Raw genomic sequence first — 21,244 nt, 5'->3', positions numbered from 1 at the left:
CGTCTCCGCCCGGCGGGCTGGCGCCGGACGAGTCGGCGCGGCGCAGGACGACCGGGAGGACTGGGGGCAGGGGGCGCGAGCGCAGGCGGACGGCGCGCGGGACGCGCCGGTCGGGGCAGGGGAAGGGCGCCGTCGCGGGCGGCGGCGGCGCGAGGCGTCCGGCGGCGGAGCGGTCGCTTTGCGGGGACCCGAGCTCGCCCGGGACGTCCGAGGCCAACGAAATCAGATGCTTGCATGGAATGTGGGCCGCAAGGCGCCCCCCGGGACGCCGCACGGTCGTGCAATCGGCTTGCGATGGCCGCCGCGCGGCCCTTGGGCGGCCTCATTTTTCGACAGGGTGAGCGTCGGAGCCGACGCCGCGTCGGCCGCACCGGAATCAAGCGAGGAGCTCGACGCCATGACCGCGATCCCCACCGCCCGCCCGACCGCCCGTCCGACCCGCGCGCTGCGCAGCCTGCGCGCGCCGGTCGTGGCGCTGTGCGCCGCCGCCACCCTGACCGCCTGCGCCAGCGGGCAGGGCCCCTCGGACAACCAGCTCGCCGGCGCGGGCGTGGGCGCGGTGCTGGGCGCGGGCGCGGGCATGCTGGTGGGCGGCGACGACCGCCGGAACGCGCTGGTCGGCGCGGGCATCGGCCTGCTGGCCGGCGCCGCGGTGGGCAGCTACCTCGACCAGCAGGAGGACGACCTGCGCCAGGACCTGTCGGGCACCGGCGCCGACGTGAAGCGCGTGGACGACGCGCTGCTGGTCACCCTGCCGGGCGGCGTCACCTTCGACACCGACTCGACTGTGGTGAAGCCGGAGTTCAAGCGCCCGCTGAACCGCGTCGCCAAAACCCTGCAGAAGTACCCGTCCTCCTACGTCGACGTGATCGGGCACACCGATTCGACCGGCGAGAAGGCCTACAACAAGAAGCTCTCGAACCAGCGCGCCAAGGCCGTCGCCTCGGAGCTGATCGACCGCGGCGTGAAGCGCGCGCGCATCGAGTCCTACGGCCGCGGCGAGAACCAGCCCGTCGCCTCGAACGAGACCGCCGAGGGCCGCGCCGCCAACCGCCGGGTCGAGATCCTGATCGTCCCCGCGACCGACTCGTAAGCGCGCCGGCCTCCGGGCCGCGCCGCACGACCGTCGCCGCCGGCGCCTGAGCGCGCCGGCGGGACCCTCCCTTCGGGGCCGCGTCCGTGGACGGGCGCGGCCCCTTGCAGACCGGCGCCGAGGCCCCTCCCGTCGCACCCCGGGGCCGGGGCGCCGGGCGACGCACGCCCGCGGCTCTACCGCGCGGCGTGCGTTCTCGTTTCAGGACGGGGCAGTTCAGGGCGGGGCGGTTCCGGACCGCGCCCCTCGCGCCCTGCGCCACGTCGCCGGCGCCGCGGGCTTGCGCCGCGCGGTCCATGGGCTAGGTGTGAGCCTTCGCCTCTGCGGGCCCCGCGGCCCGACCCGACGCAAGACGCCCCGACCTCTCGACCGGAGACCGCCATGCGCCCCCGCCGCCCGCGAGCCCGTTCCGGCCCCGCTCCGCTCCCCCTGCGCGTGCGGGAGGGACGGCGGTGAGCCCGCGCGACGGGCTGCGTCCGGCGCCGGCGGAGGCGGAGCGGGCGCCCCTGCGCGCCCCCCCCGGCGTGCCCGAGGACCTGCCCGAGGCGGCGGCGCCGGCGACGCTGCCCTCGCGCCGGCGGCTGGCGGTGGAGTTCGGGGTGCTGTTCGTGGGCCTGCCGCTGGCGCTGGCATTCGGTCTGCCGCCCTCGATCATGTGGACGCTGCTGGCCTGCAGCTTCGCGCTGGGGCTGGCGCTGCTGGCGATCACGCCGGGGTTCCGCTTCGCGGAGTTCCTGGAGGGGTCGCCCTCGCCCGGGATCTGGCCGGCGCCGGTCTTCGCCGTGGCGACGGGGGCGGCGATCTGGACGCTGACCCTGTGGCTGATCCCGCAGGCGATGTTCTGGATGCCCATCGCCATGCCCGACCTGTGGCTGATGATCCTGCTGCTCTACCCGATCCTGTCGGCGCTGCCGCAGGAGGCGCTGTTCCGGGTGCTGTTCTTCCGCCGCTACGGCGCGCTGTTCCCCTCGAAGGCGGCGGCGGTGACCACCAACGCGGCGGTCTTCGCGCTGGCGCACCTGTTCCTGTGGAACGGGGTGGCGCTGATCCTGACGGCGGCGGGCGGGGCGATCTTCGCGCTGGCCTACCTGCACGGGCGGGGGCGCAACTTCTGGTTCCCGGTGCTGCTGCACGCGATCGCGGGCTGGCTGATCTTCACCATCGGCCTGGGCCGGTTCTTCTATCACGGGGCGGTCCCGACATGACCGGACCGGGAGGAGAGACCGACGACGCGCCCGAGCCGGAGGGGGACGACGCCCCGCGCCCGGAGGGCGACGATGCCGAGCGCCCGAAGGGCGGCGACCCCCTGCGCCTGGACGACGAGGACACGCTGCGCCTGAACCTCGGCGACGCCCCGCGGCTGGAGGGCGGCGAGGCGCCGGGCGGGGAGGGCGACGATCCCGAGGGGCTGAAGCGCTTCCTGGAGGGCGACCGGTTCGAGTTCCGCCTCTCGGGCGGGCGCGGCTTCATCCTGGACTTCGAGCAGGGGCGCGACGTCATCAGCCTCGAGGGGCTGGGCCTGACGCCATGGGACCTGCTGCCCTCGATCCGCGGGCGCGACCTGGTGCTGAGCTTCGACGGCGGCGAGGTGGTGCTGCGCGGCGCGGCCGGCGTGCACCTGACCCAGTGGGATTTCCGCTACTGACGCCGGCTCAGAGCGCGCGCTCGAAATAGACCAGCAGCTCGCACAGGTTCTCGGGCGGGTCGTAGTAGGGCCCGCGCTCGACGAAGCCGCTGCGGCGGTAGAGGGCCTGCGCTTCGACCTGCAGCCTGCCGGTGTCGAGGCGCATGGTCCGATAGCCCCGCGCGCGGGCGAGGTCGCACAGCCCCTCGACCAGCGCCGAGGCGACGCCGGTCCCGCGGGCGAACGCCTCCACGTACATGCGCTTCATCTCGCACAGGCCCGGCTCGGGCAGGGCGCGCAGCATGGTGCAGCCGGCGAGGCGCCCGTCGAGGAAGGCGAGCAGGATTGCGCCCTCGGGCGGGGCGTGGAGCGTCGGCAGGTCCGCCATCAGCGGCGCCCAGGCGGCGTCGCCGTAGTAGTCGCCCACCACCACCGGATGGTCCGCGTAGCGCACCCGCAGCCAGTCGCGGAAGGTCTCGCACAGGGCGCGGGCCCGGTCGTGGTCCTCGGGCGCGAGGGCTTCGCGAAGCTCGATCCGGGTCATGCGTCTCCTCCGGCCCCGGCGGAGGCGGGGCGTCGGCCATGGGGAGGGCGCGCTGGGGAAAAGGTCAAGGGCGCGCCCGCGCTGCGGTTTTCCAATCGGGGACAAAGTTTCCATTGGCCACGGGTCGGGCGGAGTTCCTATGGTCCGCCCCGGTCGCGACCCGGCCCGGCGCGGCGACGCGCGGGGCCGGGCCGTCCGGTCCGCATCGCGCGGGGGAGGCGGGCGGCCGCTCCCCGGCGCCTGGAACGGGAGACGACGCGGGGCGGACGGTGGGGAAGCCGGCCGGCGCGCGACGACCCTCCCGCGCCCCGTCCGCCTGTTGGGAGGCGGACGGGGCCTGCGGGCTCAGGCGGCGGCGCGGCCGGGCAGGGTCAGGACCAGCGGGCCTTTCGCCGTCGCCACAACCGTATGCTCGTACTGGACGACCGGGGCGCGGGGGCGGGCGTGCAGGGTCCAGCCGTCGGCGCCCTCGGTCGCGTGGCGGGCGCCGGTGGACAGGAAAGGCTCCACCGTCAGCACCAGCCCCTCGTGGATCCGCCGGCGGTCGCCGCGGGTGGGCCAGGTCGCCACCGTCTCGGGCCATTCGTGCAGCGAGCGGCCGACGCCGTGGCTGGCGAGGTTGGTCACCAGCGTGTAGCCGCGCTTGGCCGCGAAGCGCCCGATGGCCTGGCCGATCCCGGCGAGGGGGCGGCCGGGGACCACCTGCGCCACGCCCAGCTCCATCGCCCGCCGCCCGTCGCGGCGCAGGCGCGCGTGGGGGGCCTCGGCGCCCCCGCCGGCGGGCAGGGCGAAGCTCGCCCCGGTGTCGGCGAAATAGCCGTTCTTCGAGGCGGAGACGTCGATGTTCACCAGGTCCCCGGGCACGAGGATCCGGGGGCCGGGGATGCCGTGGGCCACCTCCTCGTTCACCGAGATGCAGGTGGCGCCGGGGAAGCCGTAGCTGCTCTGCGGGGCCGAGACGGCGCCCTCGCGCGCCAGCAGCGCGGCGCCGATGGCGTCGAGCTCGGCGGTGGTCATGCCGGGCGCCATGGCGCGGGCCATGGCCTGCAACGTCTCGGCGACGATGCGCCCGATCTCCTTCAGGCCGAGGAGCTCGTCTTCGCGGGTGATGGTCATGGCGGGGAAGATCGTGCGACGGAGGGGCGTTGTCGAGAGGCGGCGACGCAGGCGCGCGTCGTCCGCGCCCGCCTCAGGCGGTCCCGCCGGGGCGGGCCGGCGGGGCGGCGGTCGAGAGCGCCTCGACCAGGCGCGCGCGCAGGGGGGCCACGTGGGGGTTGGCGCGGGTCACCGCCTCGAACACCTCCGGCGCGTCGTCGAGCACCATGGCCAGCGCCTCGCTCATGAGCTCGAAGCTGCGGGTGCGGATGCGGGGGCGCTCGCCCAGGCTCGCGAAGGCGTGGGCGAGAAGGTGCGTCAGGCCCTGGCTCAGCGCCGCCTGGCGGTCGTGCTCCTCGGGCGTGGCGCGCAGCACCTCAAGGCCGAGGCGGCGCAGGAACCGCGCGAGGCCGCGCCAGCGCCGCCCCCGGATCGGGCAGAGCACGATCTGCCGCCCGGCGAGCCCGTCGCGCGCGCTCTGCGGGCCGAACATCGGGTGGGTGGCGAGGATCTCGACGAAGGGCGGCAGCAGATCGCGCAGCAGGCGCGCGGGCGCCTCCTTCACCGAGCAGACGTCGAGCACGAGTTGACCGGGGCGCAGGTGCGGCGCGATCGCGCGCAACACCTCGGCGAGCGCGGGCAGGGGCACGGCCAGCACCACGATCTCGGCCGACAGGCCCGAGAGGTCGGGGACGGGCCGGAAGCCCGCGGCCTCGGCCTCGGCCAGCGCCCGGGGGCTGCGGTCGTGGACGCAGACGGCGGCGTGGGGGGCGAGGGCCTCGGCGACCAGCCGGCCGAAGGCGCCGAAGCCCACCACCGCCACGGAGGCGGCGGGCGCATCGGCGGGGGCCGGCGCGGGGCGGAAGTCGGAGGGGCGGGGCGATGCGTTCATGGTCCTGGTCCGGAAACTTGGGGCCAGGGGTCATGAGGCTCGACGGTCGACCGCTGGCGCGAGGGCAGCGGGAGACGACGATCGGTCCGCTGCTAGGGCAGCGGGCGATAGCTGACGGCGAAGAGGGTCGCGGGCGTCGAGGTCATGGCGCGGCTCTACCCCCGCCCGGCCGGGCCGTCAACGGCCCTGCGCAGCGCGCCCCGGAGACCGGCCCCGCGGCGTGGCGCGACGGCGACGCCCACGCGACGGGCGACGCGGCGACCCCGGAGGCAGCCGGGCGCAACCACCCCCCCGACGGATGCGGAGGGCAGAGACGACGACGCCCCCGCGGAGGCTCCGCGGGGGCGTTCTCTCGCGCCGGGCCGGGCGCCGGGCCTGGCGGCCGGCGTCCGGGGGCGTTCCGGGGTCCGGGTCAGCCGGCCTTCGCCTCCTGGGGCGCGACCGACTTCTCGCGGCGCACCTGCAGGCGGTTCAGGGCGTGGACGTAGGCGCGGGTGGCGGCCAGGATCGTGTCGGTGTCGGAGGCGCGGCCGGTGGCGATGCGCCCGTCCTCCTCCAGCCGGACCGAGCAGGTGGCCTGCGCGTCGGTCCCCTCGGTCACCGCGTGGATCTGGAACAGCTGCAGCTTCGCCTCGTGCGGAACGATCGCGCGCACCGCCTTGAAGCAGCAGTCCACCGGGCCGTCGCCGGTCTCGGTCGCGGACTTCTCGACGCCGTCCACCACCATGGTCAGCTCGGCCTTCGGCGAGCGGGTGGTGCCGCAGGTGACCGCCAGCTCCTTCACCTCGAAGCGCTGGGGGGCGCCGTCGGCGCCGGTCTCGGCCATCAGCGCCAGGATGTCCTCGTCGTAGACTTCCTTCTTGGTGTCGGCCAGGGCCTTGAAGCGCACGAAGACGTCGTTCAGCTGGTTGTCGCCGACCTCATGGCCCAGCTCGCGCAGCTTGGCGCGGAAGGCGGCGCGGCCGGAGTGCTTGCCCATCACCAGGCTGGATTCGTTCAGGCCCACCATCTCGGGACGCATGATCTCGTAGGTGGTGGTGTCCTTCAGCATCCCGTCCTGGTGGATGCCGCTCTCGTGGGCGAAGGCGTTCTTGCCGACCACGGCCTTGTTGTACTGCACCGGGAAGCCGGTGATCTGGCTGACCAGGCGCGAGGCCTGCATGATCCGGGTGGTGTCGACGCCGTTGGTCCAGGGCAGGATGTCATGGCGCACGCGCATCGCCATCACGATCTCCTCCAGCGCGGCGTTGCCCGCCCGCTCGCCCAGGCCGTTGATCGTGCACTCCACCTGCCGCGCGCCGGCCGAGACGGCGGCCAGCGAGTTCGCGACGGCCATGCCCAGGTCGTTGTGGCAGTGGGTCGAGAAGACCACGTCCTCGATCCCCGTCACCCGCTCGCGCAGCATGCGGATCAGGGCGGCGCTCTCCTCCGGCGCGGTGTAGCCGACGGTGTCGGGGATGTTGATGACCTTCGCCCCGGCGTCGACGGCGACCTGCACGGCCTTGACCAGGAAGTCATGCTCCGAGCGGGTGGCGTCCTCGGGCGACCACTGCACCTCGTCCACGAACTTGCGCGCGTGGGTGACGGCGAAGTGGATCTTCTCCAGCACCGCCTCGGGCTCCAGCTGCAGCTTGCGGGCCATGTGGATCGGCGAGGTGGCGATGAAGGTGTGGATGCGGTTCGTCTTGGCCTTCTCCACCGCCTTGGCGGCGCGCTCGATATCGGCGGCGCCGGTGCGGGCCAGGCCGCAGACGGTGGCCTTCTCGACGATTCCGGAGATGGCCGAGACGCTCTCGAAGTCGCCCTCGGAGGCGATGGGGAAGCCCGCCTCGATGATGTCCACGCCCATCTCGTCCAGCAGGCGGGCGACCGACAGCTTCTCGGCCAGGGTCATGGTGGCGCCGGGCGACTGTTCGCCGTCGCGCAGGGTGGTGTCGAAGATCTGCACGCGGTCGGACGCGGGAGCAGGAGCGGTCATGTCGGTGATCCTTTGCGCTTGTGCCTGAGACGGACCGGCCGGGAAATCAGCCGAGGCTCCGTCGGGTCTGCGCGGCGCGTCGCGAACGTCCCCTGAGCGCGCGCGCCGCAGATCCCGGCACGCTCAGGGGCGCGTAAGGAGAAGGAGGTCGAGGCCGCGGAGGACGCGGATATGCGCGCGCGCCGGAACGCCGGGCGCGAAGGGCGCGCGGGCGTCGGCGGGGGCGATATGGGCGTCGGTGACCATAGGCGGGCTTATACACGCGTCGCGCCGGGGAAGAAAAGCGCGAAATCGCGGCGTCGGGCGCCTCGGCGTTGACGCTCTGGAAAGCATATCGGCCGATGGTCCCGCCGCCGAGACCTTGGATCGCAGCGGAGCCGCCGGATGTTCAACTTCACCATCGTGCATCGTTTCGCCCTCGCCGTGGGCGTGCCGCTGCTGTTCATGGCGGCCTTCGCCGCCGTGACGGTGCAGGACGCCTGGAGCCGGCGGGAGGCGGCGCAGGAGGTGGGCAAGGGCGTGGCCATGATGCGCGCCGCCTCGAACCTGGTGCATTCCCTGCAGAAGGAACGCGGCGTCTCGGCGGGCTTCATCGGCGCGCAGGGGCAGGGCGGCTTCGCCTCGCGCCTGGCCGCCGTCCGCGGGGAGACGGACGCGGACCGCGCCGCCTTCGCAACCGCGGTCGACGCCTACCGGGAGGAGGGCGGCGCCCAGGCCGCGCTGGACTCGGCCGCGGCCGCGATGGCGCAGCTCGGCGCGCTCGCCGCCGCCCGCCAGGCGGTGGACGCCCTGACGATGCCGCTGCCCGAGATGGCCAAGACCTACACCGGCGGCATCCGCGACCTGATCGAGGTTGAGAGCGACCTGCGCGCCTCCCTCGACTTCCCCGCCGGCGACCGGCTGATGGGCGTCTACGCCGCCCTGGTCGAGGCGAAGGAGGCCGCGGGGCTGGAGCGGGCGATGGGCGCCAACGGCTTCGGCGGGGGCCGGTTCGAACCGGCGGTGTACGCGCGGTTCACCGATCTCGGCATCCGCCAGTCGGTCCACCTCGACACCGCCCGCGTGGCCGCGGAAGGGGACCTCGCCGAGACGATCGCGGCCTTCGCCGCCTCGCCCGCCTCGCAGGAGGTCGAGCGCCTGCGCGCAGCCGCCGCCGACGGCGTGCGCCTGGGCTTCCTGGCCGGCGTGACGGGGCCGGAGTGGTTCGACGCCGCGACCCGGCGAATCGGGGAGCTGAAAGCGCTCGAGGACCAGGTGGCCGACCGCCTGCAGGCGGCCGCGGCGGGCGTCACGGCGCAGGCCGACGGACGCCTGGCCACGACCGTCGGGGCGATGCTCGTCACCTTCCTGGCGGCCGCCGCGGTGGCCTTCGTGCTGGCGCGCGGCGTGGTCGGGCCGATCCGCGCCCTCTCGCGGGTGTTCGAGGCGCTCAACTCCGGCAAGGACGTCGATCTTCCCCCGGGCGTCACCGCGCGCAAGGACGAGGTCGGCGTGCTGGCCCGCACCGCCGAGGAGACGCAGCGCCTCGCCGACCGCATGCACCGCATCACCACCGCGCTCGACGTCTCCGAGGCGCCGATCGTGGTCTGCAACGCGCGTTTCTACATCACTTACGCCAACCCCGCCTTCTCGAAGATGATCGAGCCCTCGCGCGGCTACTTCGCCTCGATGGGCTCGGACATCGACGGCCTGGCGGGCAAGAAGATCGACATCTTCCACAAGGACAAGGCCCGCATCCAGCAGATGCTGGAGGGGCTGACCGGCCGCCACCATTCGACCATCAGCTTCGACGAGCGGATGTTCGACGTCTCGGCCTCGCTCATCGTCGACCGCAACCGGCGGCGGCTGGGCTACGTGATCACCTGGGACGACGTCACCGACAGCCGCCGGCTGGAGACGCAGCTGCGCGAGGTGCTGACGGCGGCGGCGGACGGCGACTTTTCGCGCCGCATCGACACCGACACGCAGGACGCCTTCCTGCGCGACGTGGGCGGCGGCATGAACCGCATCTGCGAGATCGTGGCCGCCTTCTCGGCCGACGTCGACGCCTCGGTGCGGGCGCTGGCCGAGGGCGACCTGACCCGCCAGGTGCAGGGCGAATACGCGGGCGTGCTGGGCCAGCTCGCGCGCGGCGTGAACGAGACGACCGAGCGGCTGGACACCCTCGTCTCCGAGATCAAGTCCGCCGGCGGCCGGGTGCGCGGCGCCTCCGAGGAGATCGCCTCGGGCGCGGGCTCGCTCGCCGAACGGGCCGAGAGCCAGGCCGCCGCCCTCGAGCAGACCGCCGCCCTGATGGAGGAGATGACCGGCTCGGTGAAGGCCAACGCCGACGCCGCCTCCGAGGCGCGCAGCGAGGCGACCGACGCCGACCGCCGCGCCGACGGCGGGCGCGTGGTGGTCGACGAGGCGGTGGAGGCGATGGGCCGCCTCTCCGAAAGCTCCCGCCGGATGGGGGAGATCGTGGACGTGATCGCCTCGATCGCCACCCAGACCAACCTGCTCGCCCTCAACGCCGCGGTGGAGGCTGCGCGCGCCGGCGACGCGGGCAAGGGCTTCGCGGTGGTCGCCTCCGAGGTCGGGGCGCTCGCCCGTCGCTCGCGCGAGGCCGCCGACGACATCCGCGGCCTGATCGCCGAGAGCGCCGAGCGCGTGACCGAGGGCGTGGGCCTGGTCGAGCGCACCGGCGCCTCGCTCTCCGAGATGGCCGAGAGCCTGCGGCGCATCTCCGAGCGGGTGGGCCGCATCGACGCCGCCAGCCGCGAGCAGGCCTCGGGCGTGGAGGAGATCAACCAGGCGGTCACCCAGATGGACGAGAACACCCAGCGCAACGCGGCGCTCGCCGACAGCTCGGCCCGCTCCGCCCGCGATCTCGCCCGCGAATCCGAAGAGCTCGACCGCCTGACCGCGATGTTCCGCACCCGCGACAGCGCCGCCCCCGCCGCGAAGTCTCGCGCCGCCTGAGGCCGGGAAGGGGAGGAATTCCGGGGAGACCGGGCGTTCGCCTGGAGACCGGGTGTCGGCGAGACGGTCGCGGACGCCGGCGGGGTCAGCTCCGGCCAGGGGAGGCGCCTGTCATTGCCCCGCGGACGGGTTCCAGACGCCGGCGCGCCGGAGGCTCTCCGCCCCCCGAGGCGCCGACGTCCAGGCTTCAGCCGTCGCCTTCCGCCGGCTGGGTCTCGCCCGAGGTGCCTGCGTCGGCGCCAGACGCATCTGCAGCGGGCTGGTCGGCGGCTTGGCCGGCGGACCCGGCGGCGGCGTCGCCCGAGGCTTCGCCGGCGGCCTGACCCTCGGCCTCGCCCGAGGGCTCGGCGCCGGGTCGGCCGTCGACCCACCAGCCCTCGAACACCGTGCCGTCGGCGTATTCCATCCGGCCGGGGCCGTTGCGCTGGCCATGTTCGAAGCGGCCGCGGTAGACGTCGCCGCCCTTGTAGGAGGCCACGCCCTCGCCGTGGATCTCGCCCTCCTGCCAGCCGCCCTCGTAGACGAAGCCGTCGGGCATCTCGATCCGCCCCTGGCCGTCGCGCAGCCCGTTCACGAAGCCGCCCGAGTAGACCGAGCCGTCGGCGAAGGTGGTCGTGCCCGTCCCGTCCTGCACGCCCGCGGTCCATTCGCCGTCGTAAACGTAGCCGTCGGGGTATTCGAGCCGGCCGCTCCCGTCGTACTTGCCGTCGACGAAGCCGCCCTCGTAGCGCGCGCCGTTGGCGTAGACCGCCACGCCCTCGCCCTGGATGCGCCCGCCGGACCACGATCCCTGGAAGGTGGAGCCGTCGGGATAGCGCACCACGCCCGGCCCCTCGGGCGCGCCGGCGACGAATGTCCCCTCGTGCACGGCGCCGTCGGCGTAGGTGGCCTTGCCCTGGCCCTCGATCCGGCCCTCGACCCACTCGCCCTCGTAGCGGAAGCCGTCGGCGCCCACGAAGCGGCCCGCGCCGTGGCGCAGGTCGTCCTTGAAGCCGCCCTCGTAGACGTCGCCGTTGGCGTAGACGACACGGCCCTCGCCCTCGCGCCGGCCGTCGACGAAGGCGCCCTCGTAGACGTCGCCGTTGGCCTGGCGGGCGCGGCCCGAGCCCTCGATCCGGCCCTCGACGAAGCCGCCCTCGTAGACGAAGCCGTCGGCGAGCTCGATCTTGCCCTCGCCGTGGCGCAGTCCGCCCTGCATGCCGCCCTGGTAGACCGAGCCGTCGGGGTAGCGCACGGTCGCCTCGCCCTCGGGCGCGCCGGCGACGAAGGTTCCTTCATAGCGATAGCCGTCGGGGCGGGTCAGCACGCCCTGGCCGGAGGGCTGGTTCTCGACGAAGGCACCCTCGTAGACCACGCCGTCGGCATAGCGCGCCACGCCCTGGCCCTGGATCTTGCCCTCGACCCACTCGCCCTCGTAGGAGCCGCCGTCCGAGTAGCGGATGGTGCCGCGGCCCTGCGGCTTGCCGCCCACGAACTCGCCCTCGTAGACCGAGCCGTTGGGGTATTCGGCGACGCCCTTGCCCTGGATCCAGCCGTCCACGAACTCGCCCGTGTAGCGGAAGCCGTCGGGACGCACGAGCGTGCCGGTCCCGTGTTGGCGGCCTTCCTTGAACTGGCCCTCGTAGACCTCGCCGGTGTCGTAGCGCTTGGTCTCGACGTTCGATTGCGCGGTCGCGACCCCCGCGGCGGCCGCCGCGCCGGCGCCGACCAGCGCCCAGACCCAACCTCGGCCCATGTATCTCCCGCCTGTTCAGCGTCCCGATGCGACGCGCGCCCTCGCGGCGTCCGCGCGCCGGGCGATCGTCGGCGTCGCAGGGCGCAGTCCCCAGGCCCCGCGGCACGCAAGGCGGACAGTAGGCGCGCCCTCCGCCCCATGCAACCGGGCGCGAGGCGGTGCGCAGCGGAAGCCCTTCCAGTTCGGGACGAATTCTCCGCGAAGCCGCCGCAGGCGGGATCCGGCCGCAGGCCGGCCCGCGCTCCGCCCCCGGAGTCTTTCGACCGCCGTTCCGCCGACGCCCGTCGACGACGCGGCCGACCAACCGGGCCGCGTCCGCCGGAGGCGATCCCGGCCGCAGGCCGGCTCCCCTCCGCGAAGCGCGCATAGCGCCCTAGGGAGCCGACGGCCTCCCCGCCAGGCCTCCGCGCAGCCGCGTCTTTGCGCCGGAGGCGAAACCCGGCCGCAGGCCGGCTTACTTTCCGAGGGCGCCGCCGGCGCCCAGGCGCGGCCGCCATTGCAGACGCCCAGGCGCCGTCGCCGCGGATGCGATCGGGCAGGGAGGGCGCCTCGGCATCGCCCCGCTCTCCGTTCCGCTCCCGCCGCTCTCGCGAATGCAGGCCGGCGGCGAGGGACGCGGCGCCGCCTTCGCCCGCCGCAGGCGAGGACCGGCCGCAGGCCGGCTCCCTCGGCGCTTCCCCTCCTTGAGGCGCCATCCGCGAGCCCCCCTCCCCAAGGCCGCGTCGCCGCGCGGGCTTGCCTCGCCGGGCGGGGCGCCTGTAACTGCCCGACCTGAAACCGACCCCGCCGCCCGCGCCGGAGACCGCGATGCCCGACGCCTTCCGCCTGACGCTCGCCCAGCTCGACCCCCGCGTCGGCGACCTGGACGGCAACGCCGCCAAGGCGCTCGCCGCGTGGGAGCAGGGCCGGGACGCCGGCGCCGACCTCGTGGCGCTGCCCGAGATGTTCCTGGCCGGCTACCAGCCCCAGGACCTCGTCCTCAAGCCCGCCTTCGTGAAGGCCTGCATGGCGCGCATTGAGCGCCTGGCGCAAGCCACCCGGGAGGGGCCCGCGCTCGCCATCGGCGCGCCCTGGGCGGGGCTCGAGCGGCCGGAGAATGCCTACTGGATCCTGCAGGGCGGCGAGGTGCGCGCGCGCATCTCCAAGCACCACCTGCCCAACTACGGCGTCTTCGACGAGAAGCGGCTCTACCACTCCGCCGACCCCTCGGGCCCGGTCCAGATCGGCGAGGCGCGCATCGGCGTGCCGATCTGCGAGGACGCCTGGTTCCCCGACGTGGCCGAGACCGCGGCCGAATCCGGGGCCGAGATCCTGTTCGTGCCCAACGGCTCCCCCTACGAGCGGGGCAAGCACGACATGCGCCAGAACCTGATGGTGGCGCGCGTGATCGAGACGGGCCTGCCGCTGGTCTACCTCAACCGCACCGGCGGTCAGGACGACCAGGTCTTCGACGGCGGCAGCTTCGTGCTGAACGTCCACGGCGGGCTGGCCGTGCAGCTTCCGTTCTTCACGGAGCAGGTCGTCCATATCGATTTCGAACGCACGAACGAGGGCTGGCGCTGCGCGCAGGGCCCGCTCGCGCCCGTGCCCGACGCGGCGGAGCTCGACTACCAGGCGATGGTGGTGGGCACGCGGGACTACCTCGCCAAGACCGGCTTCAAGAAGGTGGTGCTGGGCCTCTCGGGCGGGGTCGACAGCGCGCTGGTCGCGGCCATCGCCGCCGACGCCATCGGGCCCGAGAACGTGCGCTGCGTGATGCTCCCCTCCCGCTACACGTCCGAGCACAGCCTCGAAGATGCGGCGGGGGTGGCGAAGGCGCTGGGCACGAAGCTCGACACCGTGCCGATCGGCCCCGGCGTCGAGACCATGACGCAGACGCTGGCGCCCCTGTTCGACGGGCTGGCCGCCGACGTGACGGAGGAGAACCTCCAGTCCCGCCTGCGCGGCCTGATCCTGATGGCGCTCTCGAACAAGTTCGGCGAGCTGCTGCTGACCACCGGCAACAAGTCCGAGGTGGCGGTCGGCTACGCCACGCTCTACGGCGACATGAACGGCGGCTGGAACCCGATCAAGGACCTCTACAAGATGCGGGTCTTCGCGGCCTGCCGCTGGCGCAACGCCAACCATCGCGACTGGATGAAGGGGCCCGAGGGCGTCGTCATCCCGCCGCGCGTGATCGACAAGCCGCCGAGCGCCGAGCTGCGCGAGGACCAGAAGGACGAGGACAGCCTGCCCCCCTACGAGGTGCTGGACGACATCCTGGAAGGGCTGGTGGAGGGCGACCTCTCGGTCGGCGACCTGGTGGCGAGGGGCCACGACCGCGAGACCGTCGAGAAGGTGGAGCGGCTGCTCTACCTCGCCGAATACAAGCGCTTCCAGTCGGCGCCGGGCCCCAAGCTGGGCCCCAAGGCCTTCTGGCTGGACCGCCGTTACCCCATAGCGATGAGCTGGCGCGACCGTGACTGATCCGACCCCGACCGACCCCGTCGCCTTCCTCTACGGGGAGGGGGGCGAGATCCCGCGCGTGATCGAGTTCCACCAGAACACGTTCAAGCTGAAGATGATGAGCGTGATGGCGCTGCTGGTCGCGGCCCTGTTCCTGTGGACCGCGGTCAGCGCCGCGCTGGACCAGCAGCTGGCGCAGACGCGGGCGCAGACCGACGCCGGCCCCACCATCGAGGCGCTGCCCTCGGTGGAGGGTCCGGCCTCGCCTTCGGCCGACGCCTCGGGCGAGGATGCGGGGCAGGGCGGCGACGCGCCCGCGGGGCCGGCCGAGCCGCCCTCGCCGATGATCGCGGGCGTGGGCGGGCTGTGCTTCGCCCTGATGGGCCTGCTGCTGTGGCGCGAGGGGGCGAAGACCCAGCCGGTGCTGCGGGTGACGGCCGAGGGGCTGGAGGACCGCCTGTTCGGCTTCGTGCCCTGGGCGAACGTGAAGAGCTACCGCCTGGTCTCGTCTTTCTTCTCGCCCGGCTTCGGATACAGCCTGAAGAAAGGCGTGCGACCCCCGAAGACCGTTGCGCTTTTCCAGTTCCAGAAGGCGATGAACATGCTGTCGGGGATGCCCGCGCGCTGCTTCCGCAAGCAGATGATCGTGGGCGGCTGCGACCCGATGCTGCTGACCTTCCGCGCCCATCGCCCGGAGCTGGAGGGGAAATGACCCTCACGCGCTTCGCGCCCTCGCCCACCGGGTTCCTGCACCTGGGCAACCTGCGCGCGGCCTTCTTCAACTGGGCCATCGCCCGCCGGGCCGGCGGGCGCTTCGTGCTGCGCATCGACGACACCGACGCCGCCCGCTCGGAGGAGCGCTACGTCGAGGCGATCCGCGAGGATCTCGACTGGCTGGGCCTGGATCGCGACGCGGAGCTGCGCCAGTCCGAACGGCTCGACCGCTACGCCGAGGCGGCGGAGCGGCTGAAGGCCTCCGGCCGCCTCTATCCCTGCTGGGAGACGCCCGACGACCTGGCGCTGAAGCGGCGCGTGCAGCTCTCGCGCGGGCTGCCGCCGGTCTACGACCGGGCGGCGCTGGCGCTGGGCGAGGCGGAGAAGGCGCGGCTCGCCGCCGAGCGTCCGCCCCACTGGCGTTTCAAGCTTGAGCGGCAGCGGGTGGAGTGGATCGACGGGATCCTGGGCCCGGTCTCGATCGACGCGGCCTCGGTCTCCGATCCGGTGCTGATCCGGGAGGACGGGCAGGTCCTCTACACGCTCGCAAGCTCTGTGGACGACGCGGAGATGGGGGTCACCGACGTGGTGCGCGGGGCGGACCACGTGACCAACACCGCCGCCCAGGTGCAGATCATGCGCGCGCTGGGGGCCGAGGCGCCGCGCTTCGCCCACCACTCGCTGCTGACCGGGCCAGAGGGGGAGGCGTTCTCCAAGCGCGCCGAGGCGCTGAGCCTGCGGGCCCTGCGCGCGCAGGGGCTGGAGCCGATGGCGCTGCTGTCGCTGATCGCGCGGCTGGGCTCGGCCGATCCGGTGGAGCCGCGCCAGACGCCGGCGGAGCTGGCCGAGGGCTTCGACGTGACCCGCTTCGGAACCGCGCCGACGCGGCTGGACGCGGCCGACCTCGGGCCGCTGTCCGAGAAGATCCTGCACGCGATGCCCTACGAGGCCGCCGCGCCGCGGCTCGCGGCCCTGGGCGTGGCGAACCCCGAAGCGCTGTGGGCGGCGGTGCACGCCAACCTGACCCGCTTCGACGAGATCGCCGAGTGGGACGCGCTGCTGCGCGAGGGGACCGCGCCCGTGGTCGCGCCCGAGGACCGGGCGTTCGTGGCCCAGGCGCTGGCCGCCCTGCCGCCCAAGCCCTGGACCGAGGCGACCTGGGGCGAGTGGACCGGGGCGCTGAAGGCCGCGACCGGGCGCAAGGGCCGGGGCCTGTTCCTGCCGCTGCGCCGGGCGCTGACCGGGCGCGACCGGGGGCCGGAGATGGCGGCGCTGATGCCGCTGATGTCCGCGCCCGCGCCGCAACCCGGTGAAATCCCCGCCGATTGATCCCGAGGCGTCGCCAAGGTTGACGCGGCTGCGGAGCGCGTGCCACCTCGGTCTGCGGCGTCCACGGACGTCTCGGGGGGAGGACGATCGAGGGTGAGCGCGACGAGCGACGAGGGCGCCTCGGGCGCAGGCGAGCACGGGCGGCTGCGGACGCTGGCCTCGCCGCGGCGTCTGGCGGGGCTGGTCATCGCGCTGGGCGTGGCGCTGGTCTGCGTGATGGGCTTCGCCAACGTGCAGGTCCTCAAGAGCCTGGAATCGGGGCTCAACGACCGGCTGCGGGTGCTGTTCTCGCCCCTGACCGACAAGCAGGACCCAAGGATCTCGGTCATCACCATCACCGAGGAAACGCTGGCGCTGTTCCCCTACCGCTCGCCGGTGGACCGCAACCACCTGGCCGAGGTGATCGACCTGCTGGGAGCGGCGGGGGTGAAGGGCTTCGCGCTCGACATCCTGATCGACCAGCCGACCGAGCCCGCGAAGGACCAGCGCCTGATCGAGGCGATCCGCAACTTCCCCGGCAAGGTCGTGCTGGCCTATGCCGACGAGCGGGCGGGGATGCTGCCGCGGCAGATGGAATACATGAACTGGTTCCGGGAGCAGGCGGGCGCGATCCCCGGCTCGGCGGTGCTCGACTACGACCCCGACGGGGTGGTGCGCCGCTTCGACAACTACATGACCGGCGAGATCCTGGGCATGTCGGCGGCGATGCTGGAATCGGCGGGCGTCGAGGGCGACTTCCAGAAGCGCGGCATCGTCGACTGGCGGCGCGAGACGGTGGATCACGCCGAGGCCTTCCAGAAGATCCAGAGCCAGGTGCTGCTGAACCCCGCGCTGCCCCGGCAGATGTTCTCGGGCTGGTTCGGGGGGCGCTTCGTCTTCATCGGCGCGGACCTGCCGCAGACCGACCGGCACGCGACCTCGCTGCTGGTCGATCCCGGCCTGACCGAGTTCAAGGGCTACGCCGGCGTGCTGGTGCACGCGCATGTGCTGAGTCAGCTGCTCGACGGGCGGGTGGTGCGCAACTGGAGCGTGGACCAGCGCAGCGGCATGGCGGTGGTGGCGGCGATGGCGCTGCTGGGCGCGCTGATCGGCATCTCCTCGATCGCGCTGCACTGGCGCGCGGTCGGGGTGGTCGTGGCCTTCGTGGGCTACATGGCGCTGGCGCTGACGCTGGCGGGCGTCTGGGGCGGGCCCTACCTGCCCATCGGCCCCGGCCTCGCCGCGCTGGCGCTGGCCTTCGGGCTGGGGGGCGCGGCGGAGGCGTTCTTCTCGGTGCAGGAGAAGGCCTTCATCCGCCAAGCGTTCTCCCACTACCTGGAGCCCGCGATGGTCGACCGGCTGGCGCGCGACCGCTCGAGCCTGCGGCTGGGCGGAGAGCGGCGCGAGATCTCCTTCATCTTCACCGACGTCGCCGGCTTCACCGACATGTCCGAGAAGCTGGAGCCGGAGGTGCTGGCGGGGATGCTGAACGAGTATTTCGACGGCATGTCCGACATCATCGGGGCGCATGGCGGCTCGATCGACAAGTTCATCGGCGACGCGGTGGTGGCGCTGTTCGGCGCGCTGACGCCCGAGCGCGACCACGCCCTGAACGCGGTGCGCTGCGCGGTGGCGATGGACGCCTTCGCCGAGGACTTCCGCAGGGCGCACGCGCATCTCGGGCTGGGGGTGACGCGGATCGGGGTGCATTCGGGCGCGGCATCGGTCGGCAACTTCGGCGGGCGCAAGCGCTTCGACTACACCGCCATGGGCGACGCGATGAACACCGCCGCCCGGCTGGAGAGCATCAACAAGACGCTCGGCACCCGGGTGACGGTGTCGGAGGCCGCGCGCGCCGCGGCCGAGGTCTTCGCCGAGCCCGACAAGCCGCTGCCCGCGCTGCGTCCCGTGGGCCGGGTGATGCTGAAGGGCAAGGCCGAGCCGGTGCAGGTGTGGAACCACGATCCCCGCGCCGGCGAGCGGCTGCGCGAGGCCTATGCGCAGGCCCATGCGCTGATCGCGACCGACCCCGCCGCGGCGCTCGCCGCCTTCGAGGCGCTGGCGGCCGAGGGCGCGCTGGGGCAGGGCGATCCGCTGGTCGAGCTGCACGTGGCTCGGCTGCGCGCCGGGCTCATGGACGATCGCATCGCCTGAGCGGCGACGGTTTCCGCCGGCCCCCGGTGTGCGGCGCCCACGACACGCCCTCCGTGGAGCGGAGTCGTGAATCGGGCGGAAATGAGGTATCGTGTCCTTGCGTCACATGGGTGTGGATACGATCTTGTGTTTGACGACGGTGGATTATCCACGCGTTCGCCTGGGCCCCGCCGTCGTCGGCGTCCGCAATTTCGCCGCGTTTCAAGGCAAAGGGTCCGTCGACCTTTTACATGGGAGTATTCGGCATGAAACGGCCTGTGACCCAGATTATCGGCACGGTCCTGTTCGCCGCCGCCGTGTCCCTGGCCGCGCAGCCCGCGGCGGCCTCCGACTTCGTGATCCTGGAGAGCAACGTCTCCTCCATCGTGCCCGGCTCGGTGATTCCGGCCTCGCAGAGCGTGTCGCTCTCGGGCGGGCAGAAGCTGGTGATGATCGCGGCCGACGGCTCGACCCGCTCGGTGAACGGCCCGTATTCCGGGGCGCTGGGCAAGGCGGGCTCCGACGCCCCCGGCGCGCTGGAGCGGCTGACCGCCGAGCGCAACGACTCGAGCCACGTGGTCGGCGCCATCCGCGCCCCCTCCTGGGACCAGGAGTGAGCGGACCGGGCGCGACCGCGCGAAGGGGCTGAGCCTCTGGGTTGAGAACCTGGGCTGAGCGTCCCGCTTTTCGCACCGCACCCACGCGCGCCGGCCCCCGGCTGACGCGCGCGTCGGACCGGCCGAGCGCTGGACGCCGCCGGCGCGCGCCGCGCGTGGCGGGGGCCCGATCCGCGCGACGAAAATCCCTTTCTGAACGTATGGTTAACCGGGGTCTTTCTCTGTAGGAGTCCCCGTTCATTCGTTTGACCGCATACCTTACGCGATGTTAACGCTTGATCGGGCGGGTCGCAGCACGGCGAGGGATATCTTGGGCAAGGCCGGTGGGTCGCGACGGGGGAAGCGACGCGCGTCGGCGGCGACGGCCGCGGCGTTCGCGGCCGGTTTCACGTCTTTCGCGGCGGAGGCGCAGACCGCGCCGCCGATCGCCACGCGCCTTCCCGATCCGGGGCGCGCGATGCGCGAGGCGACCGACCGCGTCCGGCCCGAGCCCGGCGCGCTGGGGCCCGCGGCCGACGTCGAGTTCACCTCCCAGACCCCGCCCGCCAACGCCCGCGACATCCGCTTCGTCCTGACCGGGCTGACGCTGTCGGGCGGCACGCTCTACGACGACGCGACCCTGGCGCAGGCCTACGAGGGCCTGCTGGGGGAGGAGATCGACCTCACCGAGCTCTTCGCCATCGCCGGGCGGCTCCAGCAGCGCTATCGCGACGACGGCTACCTGTTCACCCGCGTGGTGGTGCCCGCCCAGCGCATCGACGGCGGCCGCGCGCGGATCGAGATCGTCGAGGCGGTGATCACCAAGGTCGCCATCGAGGCGCCGGAGCTGCCCATCGGCCCCGTCCGCGCCCTGGCCGAGACCTTCGCCAAACCCCTGGAAGGCAAGCGCAACCCCACGCTCGAAGAGCTGGAGCGGGTCCTGCTGCAGCTCAACGACATCCCCGGCATCACCCGCGCCGCCGCGGTGCCCAAGATCGGCGGCGACGAGCGCGGGGCCATCGAGCTCTACATCAACATGGAGCGGGAGCCGTTCTCGCTGACCGCCTTCGCCGACAACCGCCAGTCGCCGATCCTGGGCCCCGGCCTGGTGGGCCTGGTGGGCACGTTCAACTCCTGGTCGCCCGCCGCCGACACCACCACGCTGAGCTGGTTCAACTCCGCCGACTACGAGGACCTGCTGGGCGACAGCTGGGAGGAGCGCTGGACCGTCCAGCTCGAGCACGAGCGGTTCCTGGGGACCTCCGGCCTGAGCGGGTGGTTCCGCGCGCTATATTCCGAGAGCGCGCCGGGCGACATCGTGAAGGGCTTCGACATCTCGAACGACCAGACCGAGATCGAGCTGGGCCTGCGCTATCCCGCGGTGCGCACCCGCGCGATCAGCCTGGATTTCTTCGGCGGCTTCGAGGCGGTGCAGGTGAACTCCCTGACCCCCGCCGTCGCGCCGATCCCGGGCCTGCCGGCGGTGGGCCAGAACCTGGTGACCGACGACCGGCTGAACGTGCTGTTCTTCGGCTACGAAGGCGTGATGCGCGACGAGAGCGGCTTCACCGAGGGCCGGATCGAGCTGCGCCAGGGCCTGCCGGTGCTGGACGCGAGCCGGGCGGGCGACGTCAACCTCAGCCGCCAGGACGGCGACGGCGTGTTCCTGTCGGTGCGCGCGGAGCTCTCGCGCACCCAGGTGCTGGGGGAGGGGTTCTCGCTCTGGGGCAAGGCCTGGGCGCAGACCGCCGACCGGGCGCTGCTCGCCTCCGAGGAGATGTCGATCGGCGGGCCCGAGCTGGGCCGCGCCTATCACCCGTCCGAATATTCCGGCGACACCGGCCTCGGCGGCGCGGTGGAGGTGCGATACGGCGACGAGCTGGTCATCGACTCCCTGCGCGCGCCCTACGAGCTTTACGGCTTCATGGACTGGGCGGAGGTGCGCAACCTCGACGGCGGCGCGCCGCCGCATGCCGAGATCTTCTCGGCCGGGTTCGGCGTGCGCGCCACCTTCCCCGGCCGCCTGTCGCTGAACCTCGAGGCCGCGAAGCCGATCAACGTTCCCCTCGCCTATGACCAGAGCCGCTCGTGGCGGCTTCTGTTCAGCGCGGTGAAGGAGTTCTGAG

15 protein-coding genes are annotated in these 21,244 nt (G+C 73.3%); 10 read left to right on the top strand and 5 right to left on the bottom strand.

Translation table 11 applies throughout. The features are described 5' to 3' along the window. The first annotated feature begins 397 nt into the window (after window positions 1–397). From P2H44_RS11215 to P2H44_RS11205, 3 genes are all read left to right on the top strand, one after another. Entirely contained in the window at window positions 398–1,093 is a 696-nt protein-coding gene (locus P2H44_RS11215) for an OmpA family protein (protein WP_275763611.1), read from the top strand. Window positions 1,094–1,545: 452 nt separating this feature from the next. Further along, complete coding sequence (locus tag P2H44_RS11210; protein ID WP_275763610.1) at window positions 1,546–2,298, top strand: CPBP family intramembrane glutamic endopeptidase; 753 nt, start codon at window positions 1,546–1,548, stop codon at window positions 2,296–2,298. After that, a complete protein-coding gene (locus tag P2H44_RS11205) occupies window positions 2,295–2,738 on the top strand; it encodes a hypothetical protein (protein WP_275763609.1) in 444 nt (147 codons plus the stop codon). The genes P2H44_RS11210 and P2H44_RS11205 overlap by 4 nt, the downstream gene beginning before the upstream one ends. Window positions 2,739–2,745: 7 nt before the next feature. Here P2H44_RS11205 and P2H44_RS11200 read toward each other — a convergent pair whose 3' ends face one another. From P2H44_RS11200 to P2H44_RS11185, 4 genes are all read right to left on the bottom strand, one after another. After that, a complete protein-coding gene (locus P2H44_RS11200) occupies window positions 2,746–3,261 on the bottom strand; it encodes a GNAT family N-acetyltransferase (protein WP_275763608.1) in 516 nt (171 codons plus the stop codon). Window positions 3,262–3,606: 345 nt separating this feature from the next. Further along, entirely contained in the window at window positions 3,607–4,377 is a 771-nt protein-coding gene (map, locus tag P2H44_RS11195) for a type I methionyl aminopeptidase (protein WP_275763607.1), read from the bottom strand. Window positions 4,378–4,450: 73 nt separating this feature from the next. Beyond that, window positions 4,451–5,248 carry a prephenate dehydrogenase gene (locus P2H44_RS11190; RefSeq protein ID WP_275763606.1) on the bottom strand — a complete coding sequence of 266 codons (798 nt, stop codon included), beginning with the start codon at window positions 5,246–5,248 and terminating at the stop codon, window positions 4,451–4,453. A 412-nt stretch (window positions 5,249–5,660) separates the two neighbouring features. After that, on the bottom strand, window positions 5,661–7,226 hold the full coding sequence (locus tag P2H44_RS11185) for a 2-isopropylmalate synthase (protein ID WP_275763605.1): 1,566 nt from the start codon (window positions 7,224–7,226) through the stop codon (window positions 5,661–5,663). A 384-nt stretch (window positions 7,227–7,610) separates the two neighbouring features. Between P2H44_RS11185 and P2H44_RS11180 the strand changes: the two genes are divergently transcribed. Next, window positions 7,611–10,187 carry a methyl-accepting chemotaxis protein gene (locus tag P2H44_RS11180; RefSeq protein ID WP_275763604.1) on the top strand — a complete coding sequence of 859 codons (2,577 nt, stop codon included), beginning with the start codon at window positions 7,611–7,613 and terminating at the stop codon, window positions 10,185–10,187. A 187-nt stretch (window positions 10,188–10,374) separates the two neighbouring features. On the opposite strand, the gene P2H44_RS11175 is transcribed toward P2H44_RS11180, so the two are convergent. Then, complete coding sequence (locus P2H44_RS11175) at window positions 10,375–11,922, bottom strand: MORN repeat-containing protein (RefSeq protein ID WP_275763603.1); 1,548 nt, start codon at window positions 11,920–11,922, stop codon at window positions 10,375–10,377. Between the two features lie 807 nt (window positions 11,923–12,729). Here P2H44_RS11175 and P2H44_RS11170 point away from each other — a divergent pair. From P2H44_RS11170 to P2H44_RS11145, 6 genes are all read left to right on the top strand, one after another. Further along, window positions 12,730–14,388, top strand: coding sequence for an NAD+ synthase (locus P2H44_RS11170; RefSeq protein WP_275763602.1), 1,659 nt, complete (start codon window positions 12,730–12,732; stop codon window positions 14,386–14,388). Next, window positions 14,381–15,079, top strand: coding sequence for a hypothetical protein (locus P2H44_RS11165; RefSeq protein ID WP_275763601.1), 699 nt, complete (start codon window positions 14,381–14,383; stop codon window positions 15,077–15,079). The genes P2H44_RS11170 and P2H44_RS11165 overlap by 8 nt, the downstream gene beginning before the upstream one ends. Beyond that, the gene (locus P2H44_RS11160; RefSeq protein ID WP_275763600.1) at window positions 15,076–16,410 is read left to right on the top strand and encodes a glutamate--tRNA ligase; all 1,335 of its coding nucleotides are present in this window, start codon (window positions 15,076–15,078) and stop codon (window positions 16,408–16,410) included. Before P2H44_RS11165 ends, P2H44_RS11160 begins: the two co-directional genes overlap by 4 nt. A 93-nt stretch (window positions 16,411–16,503) precedes the next feature. Further along, window positions 16,504–18,543: an adenylate/guanylate cyclase domain-containing protein gene (locus P2H44_RS11155; RefSeq protein ID WP_275763599.1), complete on the top strand. Its 2,040-nt coding sequence runs from the start codon at window positions 16,504–16,506 to the stop codon at window positions 18,541–18,543. Window positions 18,544–18,800: 257 nt separating this feature from the next. Further along, a complete protein-coding gene (locus P2H44_RS11150) occupies window positions 18,801–19,139 on the top strand; it encodes a hypothetical protein (protein ID WP_275763598.1) in 339 nt (112 codons plus the stop codon). Window positions 19,140–19,596: 457 nt separating this feature from the next. Further along, window positions 19,597–21,243: a ShlB/FhaC/HecB family hemolysin secretion/activation protein gene (locus P2H44_RS11145; RefSeq protein WP_275763597.1), complete on the top strand. Its 1,647-nt coding sequence runs from the start codon at window positions 19,597–19,599 to the stop codon at window positions 21,241–21,243. Window position 21,244 lies beyond the last annotated feature (1 nt).

It is taken from the genome of Albimonas marina (assembly GCF_029223255.1).
Classification (GTDB): domain Bacteria; phylum Pseudomonadota; class Alphaproteobacteria; order Rhodobacterales; family Rhodobacteraceae; genus Albimonas.
This window is presented reverse-complemented; position numbering and strand designations above follow the sequence as displayed.